Origin of the sequence: Microvirga sp. (genome assembly GCF_014699075.1) — a bacterium.
Taxonomy (GTDB): Bacteria; Pseudomonadota; Alphaproteobacteria; order Rhizobiales; family Beijerinckiaceae; genus Microvirga.
In genome coordinates this window covers 34,991-55,718 of the sequence record NZ_JACXAB010000004.1, presented here as the reverse complement: position 1 = coordinate 55,718, position 20,728 = coordinate 34,991, and the positions used below count along the sequence as shown (strand labels likewise).

The following is a 20,728-nucleotide window of genomic DNA, read 5'->3' as shown; positions in this document are numbered from 1 at the left end:
TGGAAAGTCCGCTGGAGACTGGGTCAGCGGACGCGTCCATGCCAGTTGAGTCCGGCCGTTCGCAAGTCGTAAGCAGGAGGATTGACCATGAAACGCATCATACTTCTCGCCGCATTCAGTATGCTGACGACGACAGCGGCAGGCTTGGCTCAAGATCGAGATCGCGGGCCAGTCCTGCGCAACGGCGAGATCGTGATCCCGTCGGAGCGAGCCCTTGAGCGCGAGGCGGTTACGCAGCCGCGGAACGAATTCTCAACCAACGACGCCGACGCCCTCAAGCAGATGGAGCGTCAGAACCGACGGATCGACCGGGAGGTCGAGAAGGGCATCTGCATGGGATGCTGACGGATCGCTCAGGCGGCGCTCCGCTTCCAATCCCGCTCCCGGCAACTTAGAGGAGTCATCGATGTATATCCGCTTCGCCCGCCTCGGGGCCATGACCCTGGTCGTCGCATGGTTCTCGGCTGCGGCTGCCCAGACCGATCCGCTACCGTCGTGGAACGACGGCCCAGCGAAACAGGCGATCGTCGCCTTCGTTACCGATGTGACCCGCGAAGGGTCCCCCGACTTCGTCCCGCCGCCGGAGCGGATCGTCACGTTCGACAACGATGGGACGCTGTGGATCGAGCAGCCGATCTACGTGCAGTTCGCCTACGCGCTCGATCGGGTCAAGGCGCTGGCTCCGCAGCATCCGGAATGGAAGGACACGCAGCCCTTCAAGGCCGTGCTCGAAGGCGACATGGCGGCGCTCGGGGCGGCCGGTGAGAAGGGAGCTGTCGCGATTGTCGCCGCAACGCATGCGGGCATGACGCCGGAGGAGTTCCGGCAAGGCGTCAAGGAGTGGCTCGCGACCGCCAGGCACCCCCGCTTCGGCCGCCGCTACGACGAACTCGTGTACCAGCCCATGCTCGAGGTCCTCGCCTACATGCGCGCCAACGGGTTCAAGACCTACATCGCATCCGGCGGCGGAGCCGAGTTCATCCGGGCTTTCGCGGAGGAGCGCTACGGCATCCCGTCGGAGCAGGTCATCGGGTCCCGCATCGTGACGAGGTTTGAGCGTCGTGACGGCAAACCCATCCTGTTCCGCATGCCTCAGGTCGACTTCGTGGACGACGGCCCTGGCAAGCCCGTCGGCATCAACCAAGTGGTCGGTCGCCGGCCTGTCGCGGCCTTCGGGAACTCTGATGGCGACCTCGAGATGCTGCAATGGACGACCGAGGCGGGCAAGCGCACGCTCGGCGTCGTGGTGCATCACACGGATGCGGAGCGGGAATATGCCTACGATCGCCAGGCGCACGTGGGCAAACTCGACAAGGCGCTCGATGCCGCGACGGTAGACCGATGGACCGTCGTCGACATGAAACGGGACTGGAAGACCGTCTTCCCGGTCAGGCCATAGCGTTTGGAGATCGGTGAACGACGGCCAAGAGGCCAATGCGGCCTCTAGTCGAACCGTAGATCGAGGTGGCGATTTGGCCGGCGGCATCCTCCTCCGAGCCCAGGAGGAGCCTTACGGAACCACGGCGAAGAATAGGAACGCGGCGAAGATCACCAAGTGGACTGCGCCCTGAAGCACTGTGGTCCGGCCCGTACCCAGCGTGATCACGCCTATCAGAAGCGTCAGCGCCAGCAGGAGTTGATCCTTGTCCCCCAGCCCGAGTTCCAAAGGCTGGTCGAGAAAGAGGGAGACGGTGACCACCGCTGGAATCGTCAGGCCAATCGCCGCAAGGGCTGATCCAAGCGCCAGGTTCAGGCTGGTCTGCAAGCGGTTGACCTGGGCTGCCCGGAGCGCCGCCAGGCATTCGGGCAGCAGCACCACGGCCGCGATGACGATCCCCAGCACGGCTTCGGGCACGCCGAGCCGATCCAGTCCCGCCTCCAGCGCCGGCGACAGGGACTTGGCGAGCGCCACTACGGCCACGAGCGCGACGAGCACCGCGACTGGGTGATCGACAAGCTCACCGTCGGCGTGGCCTACGACTCCGACTTCGACAAGGCGAAGAAGCTGATCAAGCAGATCGGCAAGGATCTGGCGGAGGATCCGGAGTTCGCGCCCCACATCATCGAGCCGCTCAAGATGCAGGGCGTCGAGCAGTTCGGCGACTATGGCATCCAGATCCGGCTCAAGATGATGACCAAGCCCGGCGAGCAGTTCGTCATCCGCCGCAGAGCCCTGGCGCTGATCAAGAAAGCCTTCGACGAGAACGGCATCCGGTTTGCCGTCCCCACTGTCCAGGTGGCTGGGCACGAAGAAGCCGCACCGGTGGCGGCCAATCAGGCTCTCAAGCTCGTCAAGCCGCCTCCACCCGAAGGACAGGCGGGTTGAATGGACTGCCCCCTCCACACCAAAACCTGGTAACGTGCATATTCCCGCTGCCCGGGATTAGGGATCCGCGATGTTACGATCAGAAGCGAGACGGGCGTTCCGGCCTCCTATCGCTCGTTTCCTCATGGTCATGGCCCTCGGCCCCGTTCTCGGTGCCTGCGCCAGCCTCCGGGGCGTAATGGTCCCGGTGAGTGGGACCGTCGCCGGCGCGAGTCAGGTCGACATGCTCGTCGCCACCACGCGCAAGCAGGCCGATCCGGCGGAAATGTTCTCGGGCGACCGTGGAATGACGCCAGCCTTCGCCAACATCACGGTTTCAGTCCCGCCGCCGAACGCGCGGCAGATCGGCGAGGTGCAGTGGCCGCGACAGGTACCGGGCAACCCGGCCACGGAGTTCGTGACGCTGAAAGCCGACGTGATCGACCGCAACCAGGCGCTCGCCTGGTTCCACCGGACCCTGCGAACCACTCCCAAGCGGCAGGTGCTGGTGTTCATCCACGGCTTCAACAACCGCTTCGACGACTCCGTGTTCCGCTTCGCGCAGATCGTGCACGACTCCCACGCCCCCGTGGTGCCCATCCTGTTCACCTGGCCCTCGCGGGGCAGCGTGCTGGCCTACGGCTACGACCGCGAGAGCACGGCCTATTCCCGCAACGCCCTGGAAAGCCTGCTGAAGGCGATCTCCCGCGATCCGGCCGTTGGCGAGATCTCGATCCTGGCGCATTCCATGGGCAACTCGCTCGCTCTTGAGACCCTGCGCCAGATGGCCATCCGGGATGGCCGGGTCGCGCCGAAGATCCGCAACGTCCTGCTCGCCGCGCCCGACGTCGACGTCGATCTTGCCCGAGAGGCGATCATCGACATGGGCCCCAGGACAAACAGACCCGCCTTCACCCTGTTCGTATCGCAGGATGATCGGGCGCTCGCCGTCTCCCGGCGGGTGTGGGGCAGCGAGGCTCGCCTGGGCGCGATCAATCCCGATCAGGAGCCGTTCAGGACACAGCTCGAACAGGCCAATGTCACGGTCCTCGACCTCACCAAGCTCAAGGCAGGCGACGCCCTCAACCATGGCAAGTTCGCCGAGAGCCCTGAGGTCGTGCAACTCATCGGCAAGCGCCTGGCCGCAGGTCAGACGGTAACCGACTCCCGGGTCGGGCTGGGCGACCGCATCATCCAGGTGACCACGGGGGCGGCCAGCGTGGCTGGAACGGCGGCAGGCCTGGCGGTGTCCGCGCCACTGGCAGTGGTCGATCCCCGGACACGGCAGTCCCTCGGCGGTCACGTGGACAACCTGGGCCGCTCTGTTTCCGATACGGTTGCTCCCTAGCGTATCATCATCCGTAGAGGGGCTCCGTGAGGCACCCCAGTTGACATCCCGAATGTCGCCCTCGGGTCAAAATTTCACCTCCCGACCAATCAACGAACGTCGGCTCTCCAGTGTCGAAGCGGACCAAGTTCTTACATCGCAGGTCTGCCAAGAGAGGCCGTTCTTCGGATCTGGCTCAATCCCTTCGCAACCATAGCGAGATATCCGGCGGTGGAATGATGAAGGCTTCGGCGCTCGATACTACAGCGCATGGCCGAGCAGGATGAAGGTCGCCGTGGGGTGCTGGCGACTCGGGTTGTACAAGTGATAGCCAGAGAGGGGCAGACACCAGTCGGCAAGCACTTGGACGAGAAGTCCATCAGCAGGACCGCCTGAACTCGATCCTCGAGCAGGTAAACCAGACCCTATCCAGCCACTGCTACGTCAGAGGCTGTAAGGGTGCTGTTGAACACGTGCCGCCTGTCACTCCGCACCTTCGATTCACGACCGTCTCTCTCGAATTCTCAAGCGTAGATGCCGCCGGACTGTATGCGGAGGTTAGTGCAGTCGCGGGAAGTCAGGTCCTGTGGCGTTTAGGGTCGTAGCCGGTTCGTGACGTATAATGGCGCGCCGACGACGGCCATGCAGATCAGTCGCAGCATATCATGGCGAGGCGGGTACGGAACTTGTCGTATACACAACTCGAGCGCTATCGAACCCGCCAACGGGCATTTCGATTCCCCATGGATACCGAGGATCCTGGGCGCGTTCGAACTGGTAGACCGTCACCGCAGGCACATTTCTCCTGTCGTACCGTCGTCCGAAATTGAAGACGACGCTGTTCGGCGCAGCCAGCACAAGATGAATTCGGTGAACGCCCAAACCTTCGAGCTGTTTCAGCGCACCCAGAAACTGATCCGCCAACGCTGCCTGCTTGGCTTGCGACCAATGAGATGATTGGAGGTCCGGCATGGTCATCCGGATCACGGGGAACGCGAAAGTGGTCTCCAGATTGTCCGAAAGGATGGGGTACGACAGGGAAATCGCAAGCACGACCTCCGAGGCACCAGCGGCCATCTCCAGTCCGGACACCTCGAACCGCATCGTATCGTCGGGTCCATTGAGCGATTTCCACCGCTCGCTCGTACGGTCCCAATCCATGACGACGATGTCGCCCTCGTCGTCCAGGAGTACCCCGGTCAGAAAGGTCAAGGGAACGGCCGTCAGTCCACCATAGACGGTCGTGAGGTCGCTCCGGTCGTTGCCCTTCTGCATCTGGTGAAGCCAGATCCTCATAGCCTCGACCGGCCGGAGCAGGTCGTCCGGCTCAACGAGAACGCCGTCCTTGCGCTGGCGAAGGTCGAGAAGATAGGGGACCCGGGTGCCGGGGATCGTCTCGGGAACGGCAGCCAGCAAGGGCGAGCCGTCATCGTCCCGCAACCCGCGCCCCTCGATCACGAATACCTTCTTGCGCGACAACCTGCGCTGCTCGGCCGCGTATCGCGTCCATGCCCACCCGGCCGCCCCAGCCATCAGCAGGGCGCACAGCCCTGACAGGCCTAAGAGAAGGCTTTCGGGAATCACTCCTGCCGTCCCAAACTCGACGGAGACGGGACGTCCCTCGAATGATCCATTGTACCTGAAGAACCAGTTCGCCCCGTGCAAGACCACGAGCACGGTCACAGCACCGCGGAAAATCCAGCTCTCCGCATTCCTGGAACGGAACAACCACGCCACGGCCGAGCGGATGGCGAAGTCAAGGGTATCCCGCGTCATGGGTGGCTCTCTTCAGTTAAAATCAATCGGATGGGGGCAGGCGTATGTCCGCGCCTGTGCAGGGTTGCCGATGCGATGAACCTGCGGGCGATCCCCAGCTTCACGATCAGCAGCACGGCAAAATCGATCTCGCGCTCGCCCTCAACGAGTTCCTGCATCGACCGTAGGTCGGTCAGGCTTGGCGCCGCAGGAAAACCAGGATGCGAGTGCCATTCGCCCAGGTAGTTGAACGTCTGGTACTCATGGCCCGTTCGCTCGAAGAAGCGCTCCAGCGCCTCGCGGTGATGCTCGCCATCGCGGACGAAGTGCGCGCGTTCTCCTGAGAGTTCGTCCAGCGAGAAGTCGACGACCTCGAATTGTCCGCCGGCGATCTGCCGTCCCATCAGGATCCCGCCGATCTCGCGCCGCCGCGCGCGCCTGAGCGCCTGCTGCATGCGGTCCTGTATCGGCAATGGCAAGGAGACCTGGATCACTCTTGGCCGCCCGTCGGGAACAGCGTCGTCATCAGGTCGATAAGATCCTCTGTCGACGCTGCTCCCTGCGGGTTGCCCCATTCCCCATCCGGATGCAGCTCGATCGGCCACGTATCGAACGGCGCCTGAAATATCCATTCGGCCGCCAGCCCAATCAGGTAGGCGGAGGATGGGAAGATGGTATGATCCCGGGTCAGGATATCCAAAGCCATCCTGCCTGCATGCGAAGCGATGACGCTGACGTCGGCGTCGTCGGCAATCAGCGGCGCACCACTGCCGGACCGCGCGCCGTAATCCGCTTCCGCGGATCCCGTCCAGGGTATGTTCTGGCTGTCGCACCACGCTTGGATCTGACCACGGGCCTGCATCGGCGGCGGATCGATGTCCGGCCGCGCTCTGGCCACGAGCCCACCGACCCCTCCGGCATAGACCTGACACCAGACCATCGGCTTCCTGTGGCGGCGCGCGACCGCAGCGACCAGGTTGAACGCCCGCGGATCGGCAGTCGCGTCGATCAGCAGGTCGGCCTTGGTTAGGTCTTCCATGACCCACTCGGTGGTCCCGGCGCTTTCCTGCTGGCCAAGCGCGACGCGCCGTGTCGTGATATCCATATCCGAGGCGATGTCCTCGAGACGGCTCGTCAAGGCTTCGGCCTTGTGCAGCCCGATGGCTCGCGCGTCGAGTTCATTCCTGACGAGATTGGCCGGAAAGAAGACGTCGTCGTCGATGAACGTGAAACGGCGAACGCCGGAGCGGGCCAACATGCCAGCGATCTTCGACCCGACGGAACCGCACCCGACGATCGCCACGCGCTTGCTGGCGAGCGCGGCGTGGCCGGGCGGAAGCCGCCCCGCCGTCTCGGGCGCCACGATCACCTTATACGGGAAGACCGTCTGCTTGTCTTGATACGCAAAGAGATAGAGCACGATCCACCGGTCACCTTCACCCAGCAGGACGTAGCCGGTGAATGGGTTCTCGGGGAACCGCTCGGCAAGCTCCGGAAACTCGGCAGGCAGATTATTGGCAAAACCATCGGCATTGCCGCGAAACCGCTCCACATCCCGGGAGGTGCGCAGAACGAATCCTTTTGCCTTGATGGATCCGGACGGACACGGGGCGCCCCCCGCCCAGAGCGGGGCGCCGGTGTCGCCGATGCTGACGAGAGACGCGATCCACAGCGGCTTCCCGATCCTTTCCCAGACATCGATCGGCAGGGGCGCTTCGGGAGGAATGTCCTTCAGAACATCGATCGCCTCCCGGGCGACCACGAACCTCATGGTCTCGCCGCGCAGGTCGCGCCCGATCGAAGCCTGGTGAGCGGACGGCACGATGCCTCTGTCGTCTCCCATGGGCCGTTCACCCGACAATAGGCGGTAGGCACTCTCTACCATCATCGATCCGGTGATCGAGGAATCCCAGTTGTCCGGCCGAAATTCGAGGCAGAGCTCACCTCCGGCTCCGTACTGATGCCAGGAGAGCTGTTTCCCGTCCCGCGGGCTGATCATGGGCGGGGTGTCCGGAAAGGTCGCCGGATAGGCCATGGAGAGGCCGAAGACCTCTCCGTCATGCTCGATATCGAACTCGACATTGAGCTGAAGGTGATCCCCCATGCTCCAGGTCACACCCGACAGCCAGCCGACCTGCTCATCCAACTGCGCCAGCGCAGCCTGTTCGGACTTGGCACGGGCCGTGTCTGTGAACCACCAACTCATGCGAACCCCTTCGGCGTCGACGGCACCCGGGGTGTATTGCCGAAGGCCGGGGTTGCAGCAACCGGAGCAACCGAGGCCATCCGCAGCAACCGGCCACCGTTTCCGCCGATCCGCTTCACCGCGCGATCCGTCAGACCGGCGCCCATCCGGGTCGAGACGGCCTCGTTCATGGTTTGAAGCGTTGTCGCCCGAGCGGCTCGACCGAAGTCCTCACGGGCCTGCCGCAGCCACTGGAAGAAGGCCTGCGCCTTACGAGAATCCTTCTCCCACTTGTCCGCGAAGTTCTCGAGCGGATCGCTCGGATTCGGGATGACGTACTTGGTCCCGCTACGAAGGATGTAGCGATCCATGTTCTCGAGAATGGATAGCAACGCTCCAGCAATAGTCTCCTCGCCGTTATAGGCATGCGCCGACAGGGTCGTGATGATGACGGAGATCGGCTTCAGGTCGGGATCGCGGACGAACATGTTGTCGCGATGCCGCTTCAGGAGCATCACCGCGGCCTGCAACGGCGTGCGCACGCGATAATCGGGCATGGTCTCGACGCTCGCCCTCACGCCACGGCTTTGGAGGCTCTCGACAAGCATCCGCTTGCGGCGAGCCAGGACGACGGCCATGCGGGACTTAAACCACTCACCATAACCCTTGGGATTCGAACGGGGCCAGTCAGGCGTCCGCAACCTGTAGGTCGGCTCCTCGCGGTCCGTGATCGCAATCGCGGTCAGGGCCCATCGGGCATCCTGTTGCGCCCGTTCAAGGAGAATTTTCTGCTCGGCGCCGTTCGGGAGCGCGGGGACGATGTCCATATGGAACTGAGCGCCATCCGCATAGTCGAGGATCCAGCAGCGCCGTCCCTCGCGGACGGGCTTGGTCATGCCCTTGGCATCGTGATAGGCATGAACCTCGTGCCCGAGCAGTTGCTTCAGCTCGAACTGGCTCAGGTGAGCTTTGGAGAGCTTTCGCAGCTCGCATACCGAGTCGACATCATATTCCTCGGCGTCGTTGATGGGACGGATCGCCGTTCCGAGCCGGAATGAGCCTTGCACATAGACGACCGGATCGAAGTCCCGGATGCGGCTGTCGTCCCGGTGGAACCAGTCGCCCAACGACTTGTAGCTGGTCTCGGCCTGCTGATACCGCGTCTCCGGTATCGCTAATTCCTCCACAAGGGCCTGAAGAAAACTTTCGACCTGTTCGTCCCCGCCAGCCATAACCGATCATCTCTATTGCTACGCTAGCGCCAGAAATGAGGATCATGTTCCTGGATTGCAAGGGGCAATGTTCTTGTTTTGAGCCCCCCCCGGGAACTGCGGGCCTGTTTGCGGGGACATGGGCGCCGAAGGCGACTTTCGCCGTTGTGTGTGCCCGCAGATCCTTGCTGCGGCACCCATCAATACTTCCGTAACGGAAACATCCTAGACGCGAATGATTCGACAATGAAGAATTCGGGGGCTTTGAGGATGAACGCAGTCGAAGTGTGCTGTGGGGCCGGCGGCATGTCGCTGGGCCTGAGGAAGGCAGGATTCAAAATAGGACTGGCCATCGATTTCTGGTCCGAAGCGGTCAAGATCTATCGCCAGAACATCAAGACGCCTTCGCTGCTCGCCCGTCCGGGCCGGCACGCCGTCCAGGGCGATCTGGCCAACCTGCTTGCGGTGGTGCCGGAAGCTCTCACCAAGTCGTGCGATATCATTGTTGGATCGCCTCCATGCCAGGATTTCTCTGCCGCCGGCTCGCGCATCGAGGGCAGTCGCGCCGACGTGACCCTGGCGTTTGCCATCTTTGTCGCGGCCCTGCGACCACGCTGGCTGTTGATGGAGAACGTGCCGGAGGCCAAGAAGTCCAAGGCCTACCAGCGCGCACGTAAGATCCTCAAGCGGGCTGGCTACGGCCTCACCGAGCAGATCGTCGATGCCAGCTTCTACGGCGTGGCCCAGGCCAGGCGCCGCTTCATTGTCATCGGCAGGTTGGACGAAGCCGATGGCTTCCTCGACAGCGCCTTGGTGGAGTCCCGCAGCGACAAGCCGATGAGCGTACGTGCCCTGCTCGGCGACGACGTCGGCGTACACCCGGGTGACAGCAAGTCCCCGCCCGAAACCCGCGTCTACTACATGCGCCCGTTCAGCCTACAACCTGGCGTGCGCTCGATCGATCTGCCATGTCCTACAATCATCACGACCTCGCACGAGCCGGCATCGAGCCGCTATATCAAGCATGCGAAGGATCTCGCCCGTGGGCAGGATGTGCCACCGCTCTCCGTCGACGAGCTCTCCCTGATCCAGGGCTTCCCCAAGACCTGGGACTGGAGTGGGCTGACCAAGAAGAACAAGGCCCAAATGATCGCCAATGCCGTGCCGGTGAAGCTGGCGGAAGCGCTCGGCCGCATCATCAAGGCACGGGATGAGGGCCACAGCATTCCAGCCATTGAGACGGACTTCGTGACTTGGCTGACCAAGGCGAGGAAAGCGAAAGGTCAGGTTCTGCGCAACCGCAAAACTTATCTCAACCGCGGCCGCAAGCTGCTGAACGGGCGCATGCTAGCCGACATTGACCTCGAACTCGCTCTGCTGGAGAAGAACAAGGAATTCGCCGGCCTGTCCGCCTCGGTGAAGTCGGACATCCGGCTGTCCCTGCGGCTGCATGCCGAGTGGCGTGACCTGCCGCGGCAAAAGCGGATGCGGGACTTGGCGAAGGAGATGACCGAGGCTTACGAGAACGATGATCCGCAGGAGGAGCACGCTCCCATCGCAAAGCTGAGGATCGGGTCGAGGAAGGCAGCTTGAGCCTTCCCTATACGCTTGAGCCAGGGCCACACCGGCCCTGGCGTTCAGCCGCCGAGGCATTCCAGGGCGAGGGTTGCGTGACCATACCCTGATCACTGCGAAAGGGGGGCTTGGCATCGGTTGCCGCTCCGGCGGGTTTAGCGAACTTCAATAAACTGGGCTAAACTCGCGATAAATAGCGCCAACGCGGCTTGGCAGGTTGTGCGAACCGCGGCCTTGCCCGACCAGATTGCCGGCCTCGCACACCCCCTATGACGCAACGTGGGCACCTGGGACGAAGCTGGATCTCCGGTCAACACCCTCTCGATCTCCCCATTCCCGCCCATCGTGCCACCTGCGCACTTGTCGATTATCCACATCCCTAAACGCCGAATAACACTGCCGAGCGAGGGACTTGCAGAAATGTTAACCATGGATCGCGTCAGCCCCGGGATAACTTTCTTTACGAGTCGCTTTCCGCTTGTATTCGGCGGGAGCGCCGATCGTCGCGATGCTCTTCCCCAACCGCACCGGCACGGTCGCACGCCACGAATCCTGCGCCTCGAATTGCCTGGGAAGGATTGGATCCTCGTCGAAGTGGCAGGCGCAAGAATTCGCACAGGATGATGCAATGTTCTTGCCAACAATTCGCGCTCTATCCGCCGGAATGTCCCAATTGTCGGCACCATCACCGCATCAGATTTTAAGCCTCTTCCGAGTATTGCCTTCCGGATCAATTATCTCCTAACAATTGAAGGCTTTCCGACGCCATCAATATTCCCTCGGCCCTGAGAGGCCTCCGGCGGATACTTACGGATCGGAGGAGCAAGGTGCGGATCGTCTTTTGCACCTTGAGCGTCACTAGGGGCGCCGTCCCCGCAGATTGAGTGTTTTGACCATGCCCATGCCCTCTCCCGCCGTCGCAGGCCGCGACGGCGAACCCTGGCCTTTGCCCAATTGCCAGGAAGCCCGTGACGAGCTTCTTCCTTACGCCGATCATCCGGTTGCCCTACACGAGCGCGTTCTGTTGCTCGCCTGCCTCGACGAGTATGGCTCGCTGCCCGTGACTGGCTGTCTACACGTGCTGAGAGAAAGTGCTCAACCGGTGGCAGTGCTCGCCGCCCTGATCGTGAAGGGCGTCATCGTCGCCGATCTCGATGCCGGCCCTCTCGATCCATGGACCCGCATTCGAAGGGCCGAGCCGACAGCGACTGATTGGCTGGAGAACCGGGCATGAGCATGATCGTGCGTCGTGACGGCCCCGTGCCGCAGCTCTTGCCAGAGATCGCGCGCCTCAAGCGCCTCGTCGCCGATATGGAGGCGATCGCGGCAGGCCTGCATCCCAGGCGTGACGTTCTCGACCGGGCTCCATTGCTCAACGGCTGGACACTCTCCTTGCAGACGGAGCCGTGCCTGACGGGCGTCGTCGAGGGTCATCCCGAGATCGCCGACCTGCGCCCCGCCGTCACGAGCGGCCTGTGGGTGCTCGCACCCGAACTCGGCTACGCCCGCACTCTCAACCGCTTCTACGCGCTCGGCCTGGCCGCGGGCTGACAGCCCACCATTGCCGGGCCGGCCGCATCGTGCCGGCCCGCGCCCTTCCCCCTTATCCCCCATCCCGAACCCTACAAGGACAGGCAGCCTCGCGCGCCTGAACGATGATCCATGCCTTCTTCCTCCCGACCGTCCATGCAGCGATCCCGCCGCCTCCGTCACGCGCCAAAACCCAACTCCGCCGACAAGCCGTTGCATCGCAAGCGCCAGGCCCTGCCTCCCGTTACCGATCCGGCAAAGCGTCTTGCCATGGATCTGATCGTACGCGCCGTGCGCCAAGCCGGCGCGCACAACCTCCTGCGCGGCGGCAGCGGCGCAATCGCCCTCATCGTGAGGCATGCCCAGGATCTCACTCTCGTCAAGGAAGCCAGCGAGACGCTCCTGCTGCGGGCGCGCAGGGAATGGAACAACCTCGATCTGATCATCGAGGACCGCAATGCGGATGCCGTGAGGATCATCTCCATTGAGGAGAAGCTGCGGTGGACGGATGCCGACGCCGCCGCGCTGCTGGCCAAGCACCGCCGCGTGCTGGTGTTGGCCACCGCGGACGCCGACATCCCGTCCTTCTTCCGTCAGGCGGCGGAGGCAGTGGTGCCGCTCGCGCCCTGCGACTCCCATGCCCTGCGCGGCATGCTGTATGCCTTCTTCGGGCAGGCCCCGGCCGCCCATGAGTTGCCTGACGTGAGCGGGCTGTCGATCACCGCGGTCACCGCGGCCTTGCGCACCCGCGCCAGCCTATCCCGGGCGCTGGCTTCTTTGAGTCGCGTGGCGCAAGCCCCCGTGGCTCCCACCGAGTCCGTGCGCTATGCCAGGACAGATCCGACCCTTGCCGAACTCGCCGGTCTCGGAGAGGTTGCCGAGTGGGGGCAGTCGCTCGTCGTCGACTGGCTGGCTTACCGGGCGAAGGAGATCACCTGGGCCGAGATGCCCAAGGGCGCGGTGATGCACGGCAACTCCGGCACCGGCAAGACCACAGCCGCGAAGGCGATCGCTAGATCCTGCAACGCGCCGATCTTCATCCACTCGCTTGCCCGCTGGCAGGCTATGGGCCACCTCGGGGATCTGTTGAAGGCCATGCGTAAGGCTTTCGACGAGGCCAAGCGGACCGCGCCCTGCATCCTTTTTCTCGACGAGATCGATAGCTTCGGCAACCGGTCGCAATTCATTGATGCCCGCAACGAGCAGTATTGCCGCGAGGTGGTCAACGGCTTCCTCGAATGTCTCGACGGCGCCGACGGCCGCGAGGGCGTCGTGGTCATCGGGGCGACGAACTACCCCGACAAGATTGACCCCGCGATCCTGCGTTCGGGACGGTTGGAACGCCTGATCGCGATCCCGCTCCCCGATGCCACGGCCCGCGCCGCGATCCTGCGCTTCCATCTCGCTGGGCTTCTCGAAGGCGCCGACCTGATGCCCCTGAGCCGGCGGCTGGAGGGTCTGTCCGGCGCCGATCTCGAGAAGATCGTGCGCGATGCTAGGCGCAAGGCACGCTTGGAGAAGCGGCTGGTAACCCTCGACGATCTGAATGCTTCGACGCCGCAGCTAATTGCGCTCTCGGAGGACGCCTACCACCGTACCTGCCTGCACGAGGCGGCGCATGCGCTCGTCGGCTGCCTGGTCATGTCCGAGACGAGCAATCCGCCGCTGATGGCGCGGGTCTTCCGCGAGGCACCACCCGGCCTGCCCGCCGGCGAGACGATGTTCGGCCGCTCGGTGGCCGTGCCGCTCACCCGCGCGGCCTATCTCGGCGACATCACCGCGCTCCTCGCCGGCATGGCGGCCGAGACCTTGCTGCTGGGCGAGCACTGCTCCGGCTCAGGCGGCCGTGTGGGATCCGATCTGCACCACGCCACCCGCACGGCTCTCGCCATGGAAGCCTCCATCGGCATGGGCCAATCCATTGCCTATCGCGGCGGCCTCAACGACCGGGATTTCCTGTCCCTGCTCAACGCGGACACCGATTTACGCGCCCGCGTGGAGGAAACTCTGCTTTTTTGTCGGAAACAGGCGGAATCCCTGCTTGCCGGCCATCGCGCGGTGCTGCTGGAACTCACCGAAACCCTTGCCGACAAGGGGCAAATCGCGTTCGCCGCGATCAAGGACATCGTGCAGGCGCATCGCCCCGATGCGGTCCTCGCGGGCAACCCCGGAGAGAAGCACCCAAAGCCGGCAGGTGCGCGTCGCCGCCGCGCCAAAAACCCAAGCTTATCAAGGGAATCCGGCGATGCACAGCATTCGTGACGTCGGCCTGGAACTCTTCGTGATCGGCCCTGCCAAGGACTCGCCCGCCCTTGTTGACGCTAGGGGAGGATTCCTGGCAAAGGCCGGCCGCCACATCAACGAGGCCCCCGATGACCCGCCCTGTTTCCCTGCACGCTTCCTCCACCGCTGCGGCCCTTGCCGAGGTTACGGTTGGGAGCGTGCGCGTTGGACAGGCCACCGTCCTCGCCTCGCCACGGCGCAGGGCCCTTGCGGCATGCGCCCCGGCTTCGCTCGCTGCCTCCTGCGGGCGTCGCGAATAGCGGCCTGACCTGACGCGGCCCTCCCCGGCCGCCCTCCGTCACATTCCACCAGCCATCGCTCCGGAGCACCGCGCCGGAGCACAGGAGAGCTTTGCTCATGCGCCAGAACCCCAACCCCACTCCCTTCGATCCGCTCGCGCCCGGCGCAACCCGCATGGAGCTGCCCCAACCCTCCGAGCGCCCGCCGGTCACCACCCGTATCTTTCCCGCCGCCTGGCATCCGCCGGCCCTCTCGCTTGCCAGCCGTGACCCGCACCCGGAGAGCAAGGGCAGGTTCGACGTCACCCTCGTCGACCCGCTCACCAACCGCATCGTCCTGTGCGAGAGCATGCTCGAGGGCCGGCTCTGGTACATGCTGCGCATCGACCCACAGGTCGCGTGGATCTGGGACCAGCCCCGCTCCGTCTTCTATTTCGGCGAGAACGGTGAGATCCGCCGGCACACCTTCGACTTCCTCGTCGTGCTCCACAACGGACGCCGCATCGCCATTGCGGTCAAGCCTCAGGCCCATGTCGTCTCGAGCGGCATCGAGGACACCCTCGAGCGCATCCGCACTCAGTCCGGCACGCTGTTTGCCGACACCTTCCTGCTGCGCACCGAGGCCCACATCACCACGGTGCGCGCCACCAACGCCCGCCTGATCTTCGAGGCGTTCTGCCAGCGCGACACCGAGCACGTGGAGGCGGTCCATGCCTTCGTGCGCACCCTCGCCGGAGCCGTGCCGATCCGCGATCTCGCCCGCGCCAGCGGGCTGGGACCGGAGGCCTTCAACGCCATCGTCTGCCTGATCGGCGACGGCGTGCTCAAGCTGCATGCGCCCGTGTGCATCTCGCCGGACGCCTTCGTCACCCCCGCCACCGCTCACTGACCCCTTCTCTCAAGGAGACGCCATGACTGTTCTTATCGCCAACGCCGTCACCGAGTTGACCCCGCGCCGCTTCCGCACCGAGGGCTTCGACCGCATCCTGCGCGACGGCATCCCGTGCCGCGAGGTGGCCAACACCCCCACCCATGTCACCCTGCGCCGCCTCGACGGGCCGATCGAGCTCGACGAGACCTTCACCCACGCGGCACTGTTCGCGCTCATGGACCTGAAGCGCCTCTTCATCGAGGAGGGCTACTTCGCGCCCGAGAACGCCGCCCAGCGCGTCACCGGCCGGGGCGTGAGCGCGATCGGCCGCGCCTGGGTTCTGCTCACCCGCTACGAGCAGAAGCGCACGCTGTACAAGGAATACTTCTGCCAGTCGTTCTTCGAGCGCGCCGCGAAAGACCGCCGCGTCAGCACCGGCACGAAGAGCCTGGACGTGCTGATCCCCCAGATCCATGCAGCCTTCGTCCAGCAGCTTAAGGCGGATCTCGCGAACGACAACCCGGCCCCCGAGGAGACACCCGCGCCACCCAAGCGCGGCCGCCAGTCCCGTGCCGAGAAGGAGCGGGCGAAGCGCGCCGCCGACCCGACCGCGACGGCCCCGGGCGAGCCGGATCCCTACGAGAGGCCGGCCGCGCGCACGCTGCGCACCTGGCTCAAGCAGTACAAAACGGGCGGGCGCGACGCCCTGGCCGAACTCGGCGAGCGGCGCGGCAACCGCAGTGACCGCTTCGTGCCGGAAATCCGAGAAGCTCTGAACGCGGCCGCGCGCGAGTACATGGCGTCCTCGCGCCCCTCCGGCAAGGACGTCCATGTCTCGCTCGTGGAGCGGGTGAAGGCGATCAACGCCGAGCAGGGGCTTGAGGGCGACGAGCAGCTCAAGGCGCCGAGCCTGGCCGCCCTGTATCGCGCCATCAAGCGCCTTGACAGCTTCGCCACGCTCGCCGCCCGCAAGGGCAAGGCCCATGCTAAGGCCCGGTTCTATCCCGTGCACGAGGGCGTAAACGCAACCTATCCGTTCGAGCGCGTCGAGATGGACGAGTGGGAGGTGCCGCTCATCACGCTGATCGCCGGCTCGAAACTGTGGGAGGACCTGAGCGACGAGGAGCGCGCCTCGCTCCACAAGCAGAAGTGCACCCTCACGGTGGCCATCGACTGCGCCACCCGGGTGATCCTCGTGATGCACCTGTCGCTGGGCAAGCCCTCAGGCGAGACCGCGATCGCAGGTCTGCGCATGATGCTCTCCGACAAAACCGCGCTGGCGCGGGAAGCAGGCAACGCCAGCCCCTGGCCGGGCGGACGCCCGTTCCAGCTCTTCACCGACCGCGGCCCCGGGTTCCGCAACGAGCTCTTCCGCGCGATCGCGGCCGATCTGGCGATCATGCATGATTTTACCCCCGGCGGGCATCCGCAGGCGCGCGGCACCATCGAACGCGTGTTCCCGACGCTGGAGCGCTACACCCTGGCTCATGCCAGCGGGCGCACCTTCAACAACCCGGAGGACCGGGGCGAGTACAAGCCAGCGGAGCATGCCTGCCTCACAGAGCACGAGCTCAACCGCGCCCTGATCCGCGCGCTGGACATCTACCACAACAAGCCGCACGAGGGTCTCGACGGCGAGACGCCGCTGCACTGCTTCAACCGCCTGTCGCGGGAGCGCTGCGGCCGCATGGTGCCCGGCCCCGACCGCTTGCGCCACATCTTCGGCTCCGAGCAGAAGCTCGCCATCGGCAACCACGGCATCTCGTTCCACGGCCTCGACTACCAGTGCGAGGAGCTTCAGGTCCTGCGCCGCTACGTCTCGGGCAAGGTGCGGGTGCGCATTGATCTCGACGATCTCGGCGCGGTGTCGGTGTTCACGCACGAGAAGAGCTGGATCTCGGTGCCGTGCGTGGATCCGCTCGCCCGCGGGCTGTCGCGCCTCGACTGGGTGGCGGCGGTGAAGCGCCTGCGCCAGCGCCATGCGGACGAGGCTGCACTGGTGCGTCCCATCGTCGAGCAGGCGATTGCCGACGTGCGCGGGATCCACGAGGCGGCGCGCATCCGCGCCGGGCTGCCGCCGCTCCAGCCGACGCCTGAGGAGATCGAGCGGGACCAGCGCGATCTGTTCCGCAATTTCCGCATCCGCCTGAGCGCCGCGACGCCGGCGAGCGACGAGCCGCTGCTCGGCGAGGAACCCACGGGCGCCGTCGTGGCGCAGGCCCTGGCGCCGTCACCCTACAGCGACCTCAGCGCGTGGAGTGTCGAGCCGTGAGCGCGCAACAACCTTTGCAACCAGGAGACCAAACCATGAAGACCCGTTCCACCGGAGACCTGCCCATGACTGCCCCCACGACTGCACCCGCCACCCGCCATCAGGAGACCGAAACCACCATGACGACCAAGACCACCACCGCTTCCGACAACATCATCCCTCTGCGCGAGGACGACCCCAGCCTGTCCGCAGCCAGCGTTCTGCCCGAGCCCGTGCTCGACCTGACCGTCGACGCCGGTCCGTCCACCGCTGGTGTCCTGCGCGATCTGGGGCATGAGCGCATCATCGCACGCATCGATCGGCTCAACGCCTTCTTCATCCGCACGGGCATGTACGACGTGGTCGAAGGTGAGGTCACCCGCCTCAAGGACCTGCATGGCTTGAACGTCTCCGGCCGGCGCGTCGAGGGCCGCGCCCTCGTGGTGGTCGGCGACAGCGGCGCCGGCAAGTCGGCGGCCATCGCCCGCCTGATCGCCTCGCAGCCCGAGCTCCAGCCGCGCAACCTGGCTGTGGGTCCTGTCGTGCCGATCGTCTCGATCACGGCGCCGTCGCCCTTCACCCCGCGGGCGCTCGCCATGGAGGTGATGAACCAGGGTCTCGGCTATGGCATGGTGCGCGACATCCGCGAGAACGTGGCCTATTCCCGCCTTCGCGAGCAGCTCCGCGTGCGCCAGGTGCGCATCCTGCACATCGACGAGATGCAGCATGCGCTGGGTGTCAACAACGCGCACGAGATGCAGAAACTCTCCGATACCCTCAAGAACCTGATGCAGCACGCCGAGAACCCGGTGTCGCTGATCCTGTCCGGGCTGCCCTCGCTGGTCGACTTCGTCAAGACCGACATCCAGCTTCAGCGCCGCTGCCGCTTCGTGCGCTTCACGCCGCTCTCGTTCCCCGCAGACGTGAAGGGCCTGTGCATGATCGTCAAGACGGTAAGCGAGGGTCCGGCGGAGCTGACGCCGGTGGACATTCTGGGCGACGAGTTCCTGGCGCGCCTGTGCCAGGCCGCCGGCGGCCAGTTCGGCTTGGTGATCCAGATCTGCCGCGCGGCCGCCGAGGAGGCGATCCGCGCCGGATCGGACGAGCTCAACCCCGCGCACTTCGCCGATGCGTATGCTGCCGGCACGGGCTGCGCGCCGGACGAGAACCTGTTCACCGTGCGTGACTGGGAGTTCGTATCCTCCGGCTTCGTTCCCACTGCCGCTCTGGCGGAACCGCAAGGCCCGGCCGCGTCCCGCCGCAAGGGAGGTCGCGCATGAGTGCTCACATGTCTCTCCCCAAACGCCTGCGCTACACCGTCGACCTCGGCGTCGGAGAAACCGCGCTCAGCCATGCCGCGCTCAACGCCGCCCTTTATGGGCTTGATCTCGGCACGTTCTGCGCCGATCTGCGCGCCAGCGCCGTGAGCCTGGCCCACGGCGAGGAGGCGGCGCTCGCCCGCCTCACCGCAGCAACAAGCGCCGATCTCGAGGCCGTGCGCCGCTTCTCGCTCAGGCGCGAGGAGCCGCAGGAAGAGGCGCAGGTGTTCTCCCTCAACGGACAGAGCTTAAGGCCCATGAGCCTGTGCCGCTCCCGGGTCCGGGTTTGCCTCGCCTGCCTGGCCGAGGATCTGGACACGCGCTCCGGCCCCGACCGCCTGCGCCCCTATGGGCGGGCAGCCTGGACACTCGCCTCGGTTCGGACGTGCGCTCGGCACGGTCTCAAACTCACCTGCCTCCCGGCACCCGGTGAACGGCCGGGGGTGCCCGACTTCGCCGCCGCCGTGCAGGCAAATTGGGCCACGATCACGGCGGGGCGGATCAAGGGCGAGGAATTGCCCACCTCGCCCTTCGAGGCCTACCTGCTCGCGCGGATCTGGGGCGACGCGCTCAACGTGCCGATGCTCGAGGAACTGCCCTGGTATGCCGCCGCGCGGGCGTGCGAGATGATCGGCGCCGTGTCCCTGTACGGGCCGCGGGTGCGCCGCAGCCGTCTCACCGAGTTGCAGTGGCGCGAGGCCGGGCACGAGGGCTACCGCATCGCGGTGGCCGGGGATGGCGCCTTCACGGACCTCCTGACCCGCCTGCGCAATCAGGTGCAGGCGGTGAAGGACGGCCAGCCCCGGCGCAAGCTCGGACGCCTCTACGAATGGCTCTCGAGCGAGGCGAAGGATCCGGCCTATGCCCCGATCAGGACCAGGATCGCCTCTCACCTGATTGCCACCACGGCGGTCGGCCCAGGTGACGAGATCTTCGGCAAGCCCGTCGCCGAGCGGCGCATGCACTCGATCCACACCCTGTCGCAGGAAACGGGCGAGCATCCCAAGCGCCTGCGCAAGCTGCTCCTTCGCCAGGGTCTCATTGGCGAGGACAATTGCTCACTGTCCGACGACCAGGTGGTATTCCCCGCGAGTGCCGCCGCGAGCCTGGCGCTCGAGGTCACGGGGGCGCTGAGTCTGAAGCGGGCGGGCCACTACCTGAACGCGCCGCGGATGCAGATGACGCTGCTGCATGAGTCCGGCCTCATCCGGCCGCTCGCCGCCAAAGGCTCGGAGCTGCGCCCGGTCTTTGCCCGCGCCGAGCTCGACGGCTTCCTCGCCCGCCTGATGGCCGACGCCAAGCCGGTTACCGCGCGGCTGGAGGGGACGGCCACCATTCCGGAGGCGGCCAAGCGCGCGAACTGCTCGGCGCGGGAGATCGTCACGGCGGTTCTGGAACGTCACTTGTCCTTCATCGGCCAGCGGACGGGCACGCGCGGCTACCTGTCGGTGCTCGTCAACGTGGAGGAGGTCCGGGCGGCGGTGCGCCGTCCGGATCACGGCAGCCTGTCGCTGCGCGACGTCGAGCGGCGTCTCGGCGTTCACACCTCCGCCGTCAAGGGCCTGATCGCCGGCGGGCATCTCGCGAGCGGGACCGCCGTCAATCCGGTCAATCGCTGTCCCCAGACGGTAGTGACCGAGGCGGAGATGACGCGCTTCGAGTCCGAGACCGTCACCCTGTCGCGGCTTGCCCTGGAACGGCATCAGTCGCGTGAGGCGCTGCGGCGGATGCTGGCCGCGCGCGGCATAAAGCCTGCCATCGTGATAGAAGCGGCGAAACGCACGCTGCTGTTCCGGCGCGACACCGTTCCCACATGACTTAAACGCACTCACATCGATTGATGTTGCCCAACCCCCGAGGCTCGCCTCGGGGGTTTT

Annotated in this window: 17 protein-coding genes and 1 pseudogene; 13 read left to right on the top strand and 5 right to left on the bottom strand. The window is 65.3% G+C overall.

The genetic code is table 11. The features are described from left to right. Positions 1 to 87 precede the first annotated feature (87 nt). Together IC232_RS07965 and IC232_RS07960 are read left to right on the top strand one after the other, a co-directional pair. Positions 88 to 345, top strand: coding sequence for a hypothetical protein (locus IC232_RS07965; RefSeq protein ID WP_190844404.1), 258 nt, complete (start codon positions 88 to 90; stop codon positions 343 to 345). A gap of 61 nt (positions 346 to 406) precedes the next feature. Next, a complete protein-coding gene (locus IC232_RS07960) occupies positions 407 to 1,399 on the top strand; it encodes an HAD family hydrolase (protein WP_190844403.1) in 993 nt (330 codons plus the stop codon). Between the two features lie 111 nt (positions 1,400 to 1,510). Here the strand turns inward: IC232_RS07960 and IC232_RS32275 are convergent, their stop codons facing one another. Further along, positions 1,511 to 1,912, bottom strand: coding sequence for a hypothetical protein (locus IC232_RS32275; RefSeq protein ID WP_312895133.1), 402 nt, complete (start codon positions 1,910 to 1,912; stop codon positions 1,511 to 1,513). A gap of 3 nt (positions 1,913 to 1,915) precedes the next feature. Here IC232_RS32275 and IC232_RS07955 point away from each other — a divergent pair. Both IC232_RS07955 and IC232_RS07950 read left to right on the top strand, forming a co-directional pair. Then, positions 1,916 to 2,326: pseudogene (locus IC232_RS07955) on the top strand (mechanosensitive ion channel family protein); the annotation flags it as partial. A 70-nt stretch (positions 2,327 to 2,396) separates the two neighbouring features. Next, positions 2,397 to 3,653, top strand: coding sequence for an alpha/beta hydrolase (locus tag IC232_RS07950; RefSeq protein ID WP_190844402.1), 1,257 nt, complete (start codon positions 2,397 to 2,399; stop codon positions 3,651 to 3,653). Between the two features lie 642 nt (positions 3,654 to 4,295). Here the strand turns inward: IC232_RS07950 and IC232_RS07945 are convergent. The 4 genes from IC232_RS07945 to IC232_RS07930 are packed head-to-tail and all read right to left on the bottom strand — an operon-like array spanning position 4,296 to position 8,804. After that, positions 4,296 to 5,408 (bottom strand): SAVED domain-containing protein, encoded by a 1,113-nt coding sequence (locus tag IC232_RS07945; protein WP_190844401.1) that lies wholly within the window; start codon positions 5,406 to 5,408, stop codon positions 4,296 to 4,298. Continuing rightward, positions 5,405 to 5,881, bottom strand: coding sequence for a Mov34/MPN/PAD-1 family protein (locus tag IC232_RS07940; protein ID WP_210335285.1), 477 nt, complete (start codon positions 5,879 to 5,881; stop codon positions 5,405 to 5,407). The genes IC232_RS07945 and IC232_RS07940 overlap by 4 nt, the downstream gene beginning before the upstream one ends. After that, positions 5,878 to 7,593 carry a ThiF family adenylyltransferase gene (locus tag IC232_RS07935; RefSeq protein WP_190844400.1) on the bottom strand — a complete coding sequence of 572 codons (1,716 nt, stop codon included), beginning with the start codon at positions 7,591 to 7,593 and terminating at the stop codon, positions 5,878 to 5,880. Before IC232_RS07935 ends, IC232_RS07940 begins: the two co-directional genes overlap by 4 nt. Continuing rightward, the gene (locus IC232_RS07930; protein WP_190844399.1) at positions 7,590 to 8,804 is read right to left on the bottom strand and encodes a nucleotidyltransferase; all 1,215 of its coding nucleotides are present in this window, start codon (positions 8,802 to 8,804) and stop codon (positions 7,590 to 7,592) included. The genes IC232_RS07935 and IC232_RS07930 overlap by 4 nt, the downstream gene beginning before the upstream one ends. Before the next feature lie 249 nt (positions 8,805 to 9,053). Between IC232_RS07930 and IC232_RS07925 the strand changes: the two genes are divergently transcribed. From IC232_RS07925 to IC232_RS07885, 9 genes are all read left to right on the top strand, one after another. Further along, positions 9,054 to 10,376 (top strand): DNA cytosine methyltransferase, encoded by a 1,323-nt coding sequence (locus IC232_RS07925; protein ID WP_190844398.1) that lies wholly within the window; start codon positions 9,054 to 9,056, stop codon positions 10,374 to 10,376. Between the two features lie 877 nt (positions 10,377 to 11,253). After that, positions 11,254 to 11,592, top strand: a complete 339-nt coding sequence (locus tag IC232_RS07920; protein WP_190844397.1) for a hypothetical protein — start codon at positions 11,254 to 11,256, stop codon at positions 11,590 to 11,592. Next, positions 11,589 to 11,909, top strand: coding sequence for a hypothetical protein (locus tag IC232_RS07915; RefSeq protein WP_190844396.1), 321 nt, complete (start codon positions 11,589 to 11,591; stop codon positions 11,907 to 11,909). Before IC232_RS07920 ends, IC232_RS07915 begins: the two co-directional genes overlap by 4 nt. A 111-nt stretch (positions 11,910 to 12,020) precedes the next feature. Then, positions 12,021 to 14,150 carry an AAA family ATPase gene (locus tag IC232_RS07910; protein WP_190844395.1) on the top strand — a complete coding sequence of 710 codons (2,130 nt, stop codon included), beginning with the start codon at positions 12,021 to 12,023 and terminating at the stop codon, positions 14,148 to 14,150. Between the two features lie 110 nt (positions 14,151 to 14,260). Continuing rightward, positions 14,261 to 14,431 (top strand): hypothetical protein, encoded by a 171-nt coding sequence (locus IC232_RS07905; protein WP_190844394.1) that lies wholly within the window; start codon positions 14,261 to 14,263, stop codon positions 14,429 to 14,431. A 97-nt stretch (positions 14,432 to 14,528) separates the two neighbouring features. Then, the gene (locus tag IC232_RS07900) at positions 14,529 to 15,299 is read left to right on the top strand and encodes a TnsA endonuclease N-terminal domain-containing protein (protein WP_190844393.1); all 771 of its coding nucleotides are present in this window, start codon (positions 14,529 to 14,531) and stop codon (positions 15,297 to 15,299) included. Positions 15,300 to 15,321: 22 nt separating this feature from the next. Then, positions 15,322 to 17,553 (top strand): Mu transposase C-terminal domain-containing protein, encoded by a 2,232-nt coding sequence (locus IC232_RS07895; protein WP_190844392.1) that lies wholly within the window; start codon positions 15,322 to 15,324, stop codon positions 17,551 to 17,553. A 35-nt stretch (positions 17,554 to 17,588) separates the two neighbouring features. Beyond that, positions 17,589 to 18,812, top strand: coding sequence for a TniB family NTP-binding protein (locus tag IC232_RS07890; protein WP_190844391.1), 1,224 nt, complete (start codon positions 17,589 to 17,591; stop codon positions 18,810 to 18,812). An 8-nt stretch (positions 18,813 to 18,820) separates the two neighbouring features. Next, positions 18,821 to 20,668 carry a TniQ family protein gene (locus IC232_RS07885; protein WP_190844390.1) on the top strand — a complete coding sequence of 616 codons (1,848 nt, stop codon included), beginning with the start codon at positions 18,821 to 18,823 and terminating at the stop codon, positions 20,666 to 20,668. Positions 20,669 to 20,728: the final 60 nt, after the last annotated feature.

What these genes read in the sequence shown, in the direction of transcription:
- IC232_RS07905 (WP_190844394.1), top strand. Translation starts at nt 14,261, where the DNA reads ATGACCCGCCCTGTTTCCCTGCACGCTTCCTCCACCGCTGCGGCCCTT.
- IC232_RS07960 (WP_190844403.1), top strand. Translation starts at nt 407, where the DNA reads ATGTATATCCGCTTCGCCCGCCTCGGGGCCATGACCCTGGTCGTCGCA.
- IC232_RS07910 (WP_190844395.1), top strand. Translation starts at nt 12,021, where the DNA reads ATGCCTTCTTCCTCCCGACCGTCCATGCAGCGATCCCGCCGCCTCCGT.
- IC232_RS07935 (WP_190844400.1), bottom strand. Translation starts at nt 7,593, where the DNA reads ATGAGTTGGTGGTTCACAGACACGGCCCGTGCCAAGTCCGAACAGGCT.
- IC232_RS07945 (WP_190844401.1), bottom strand. Translation starts at nt 5,408, where the DNA reads ATGACGCGGGATACCCTTGACTTCGCCATCCGCTCGGCCGTGGCGTGG.
- IC232_RS07920 (WP_190844397.1), top strand. Translation starts at nt 11,254, where the DNA reads ATGCCCATGCCCTCTCCCGCCGTCGCAGGCCGCGACGGCGAACCCTGG.
- IC232_RS07895 (WP_190844392.1), top strand. Translation starts at nt 15,322, where the DNA reads ATGACTGTTCTTATCGCCAACGCCGTCACCGAGTTGACCCCGCGCCGC.
- IC232_RS07925 (WP_190844398.1), top strand. Translation starts at nt 9,054, where the DNA reads ATGAACGCAGTCGAAGTGTGCTGTGGGGCCGGCGGCATGTCGCTGGGC.
- IC232_RS07965 (WP_190844404.1), top strand. Translation starts at nt 88, where the DNA reads ATGAAACGCATCATACTTCTCGCCGCATTCAGTATGCTGACGACGACA.
- IC232_RS07885 (WP_190844390.1), top strand. Translation starts at nt 18,821, where the DNA reads ATGTCTCTCCCCAAACGCCTGCGCTACACCGTCGACCTCGGCGTCGGA.
- IC232_RS07950 (WP_190844402.1), top strand. Translation starts at nt 2,397, where the DNA reads ATGTTACGATCAGAAGCGAGACGGGCGTTCCGGCCTCCTATCGCTCGT.
- IC232_RS07900 (WP_190844393.1), top strand. Translation starts at nt 14,529, where the DNA reads ATGCGCCAGAACCCCAACCCCACTCCCTTCGATCCGCTCGCGCCCGGC.
- IC232_RS07890 (WP_190844391.1), top strand. Translation starts at nt 17,589, where the DNA reads ATGAAGACCCGTTCCACCGGAGACCTGCCCATGACTGCCCCCACGACT.
- IC232_RS07915 (WP_190844396.1), top strand. Translation starts at nt 11,589, where the DNA reads ATGAGCATGATCGTGCGTCGTGACGGCCCCGTGCCGCAGCTCTTGCCA.
- IC232_RS07930 (WP_190844399.1), bottom strand. Translation starts at nt 8,804, where the DNA reads ATGGCTGGCGGGGACGAACAGGTCGAAAGTTTTCTTCAGGCCCTTGTG.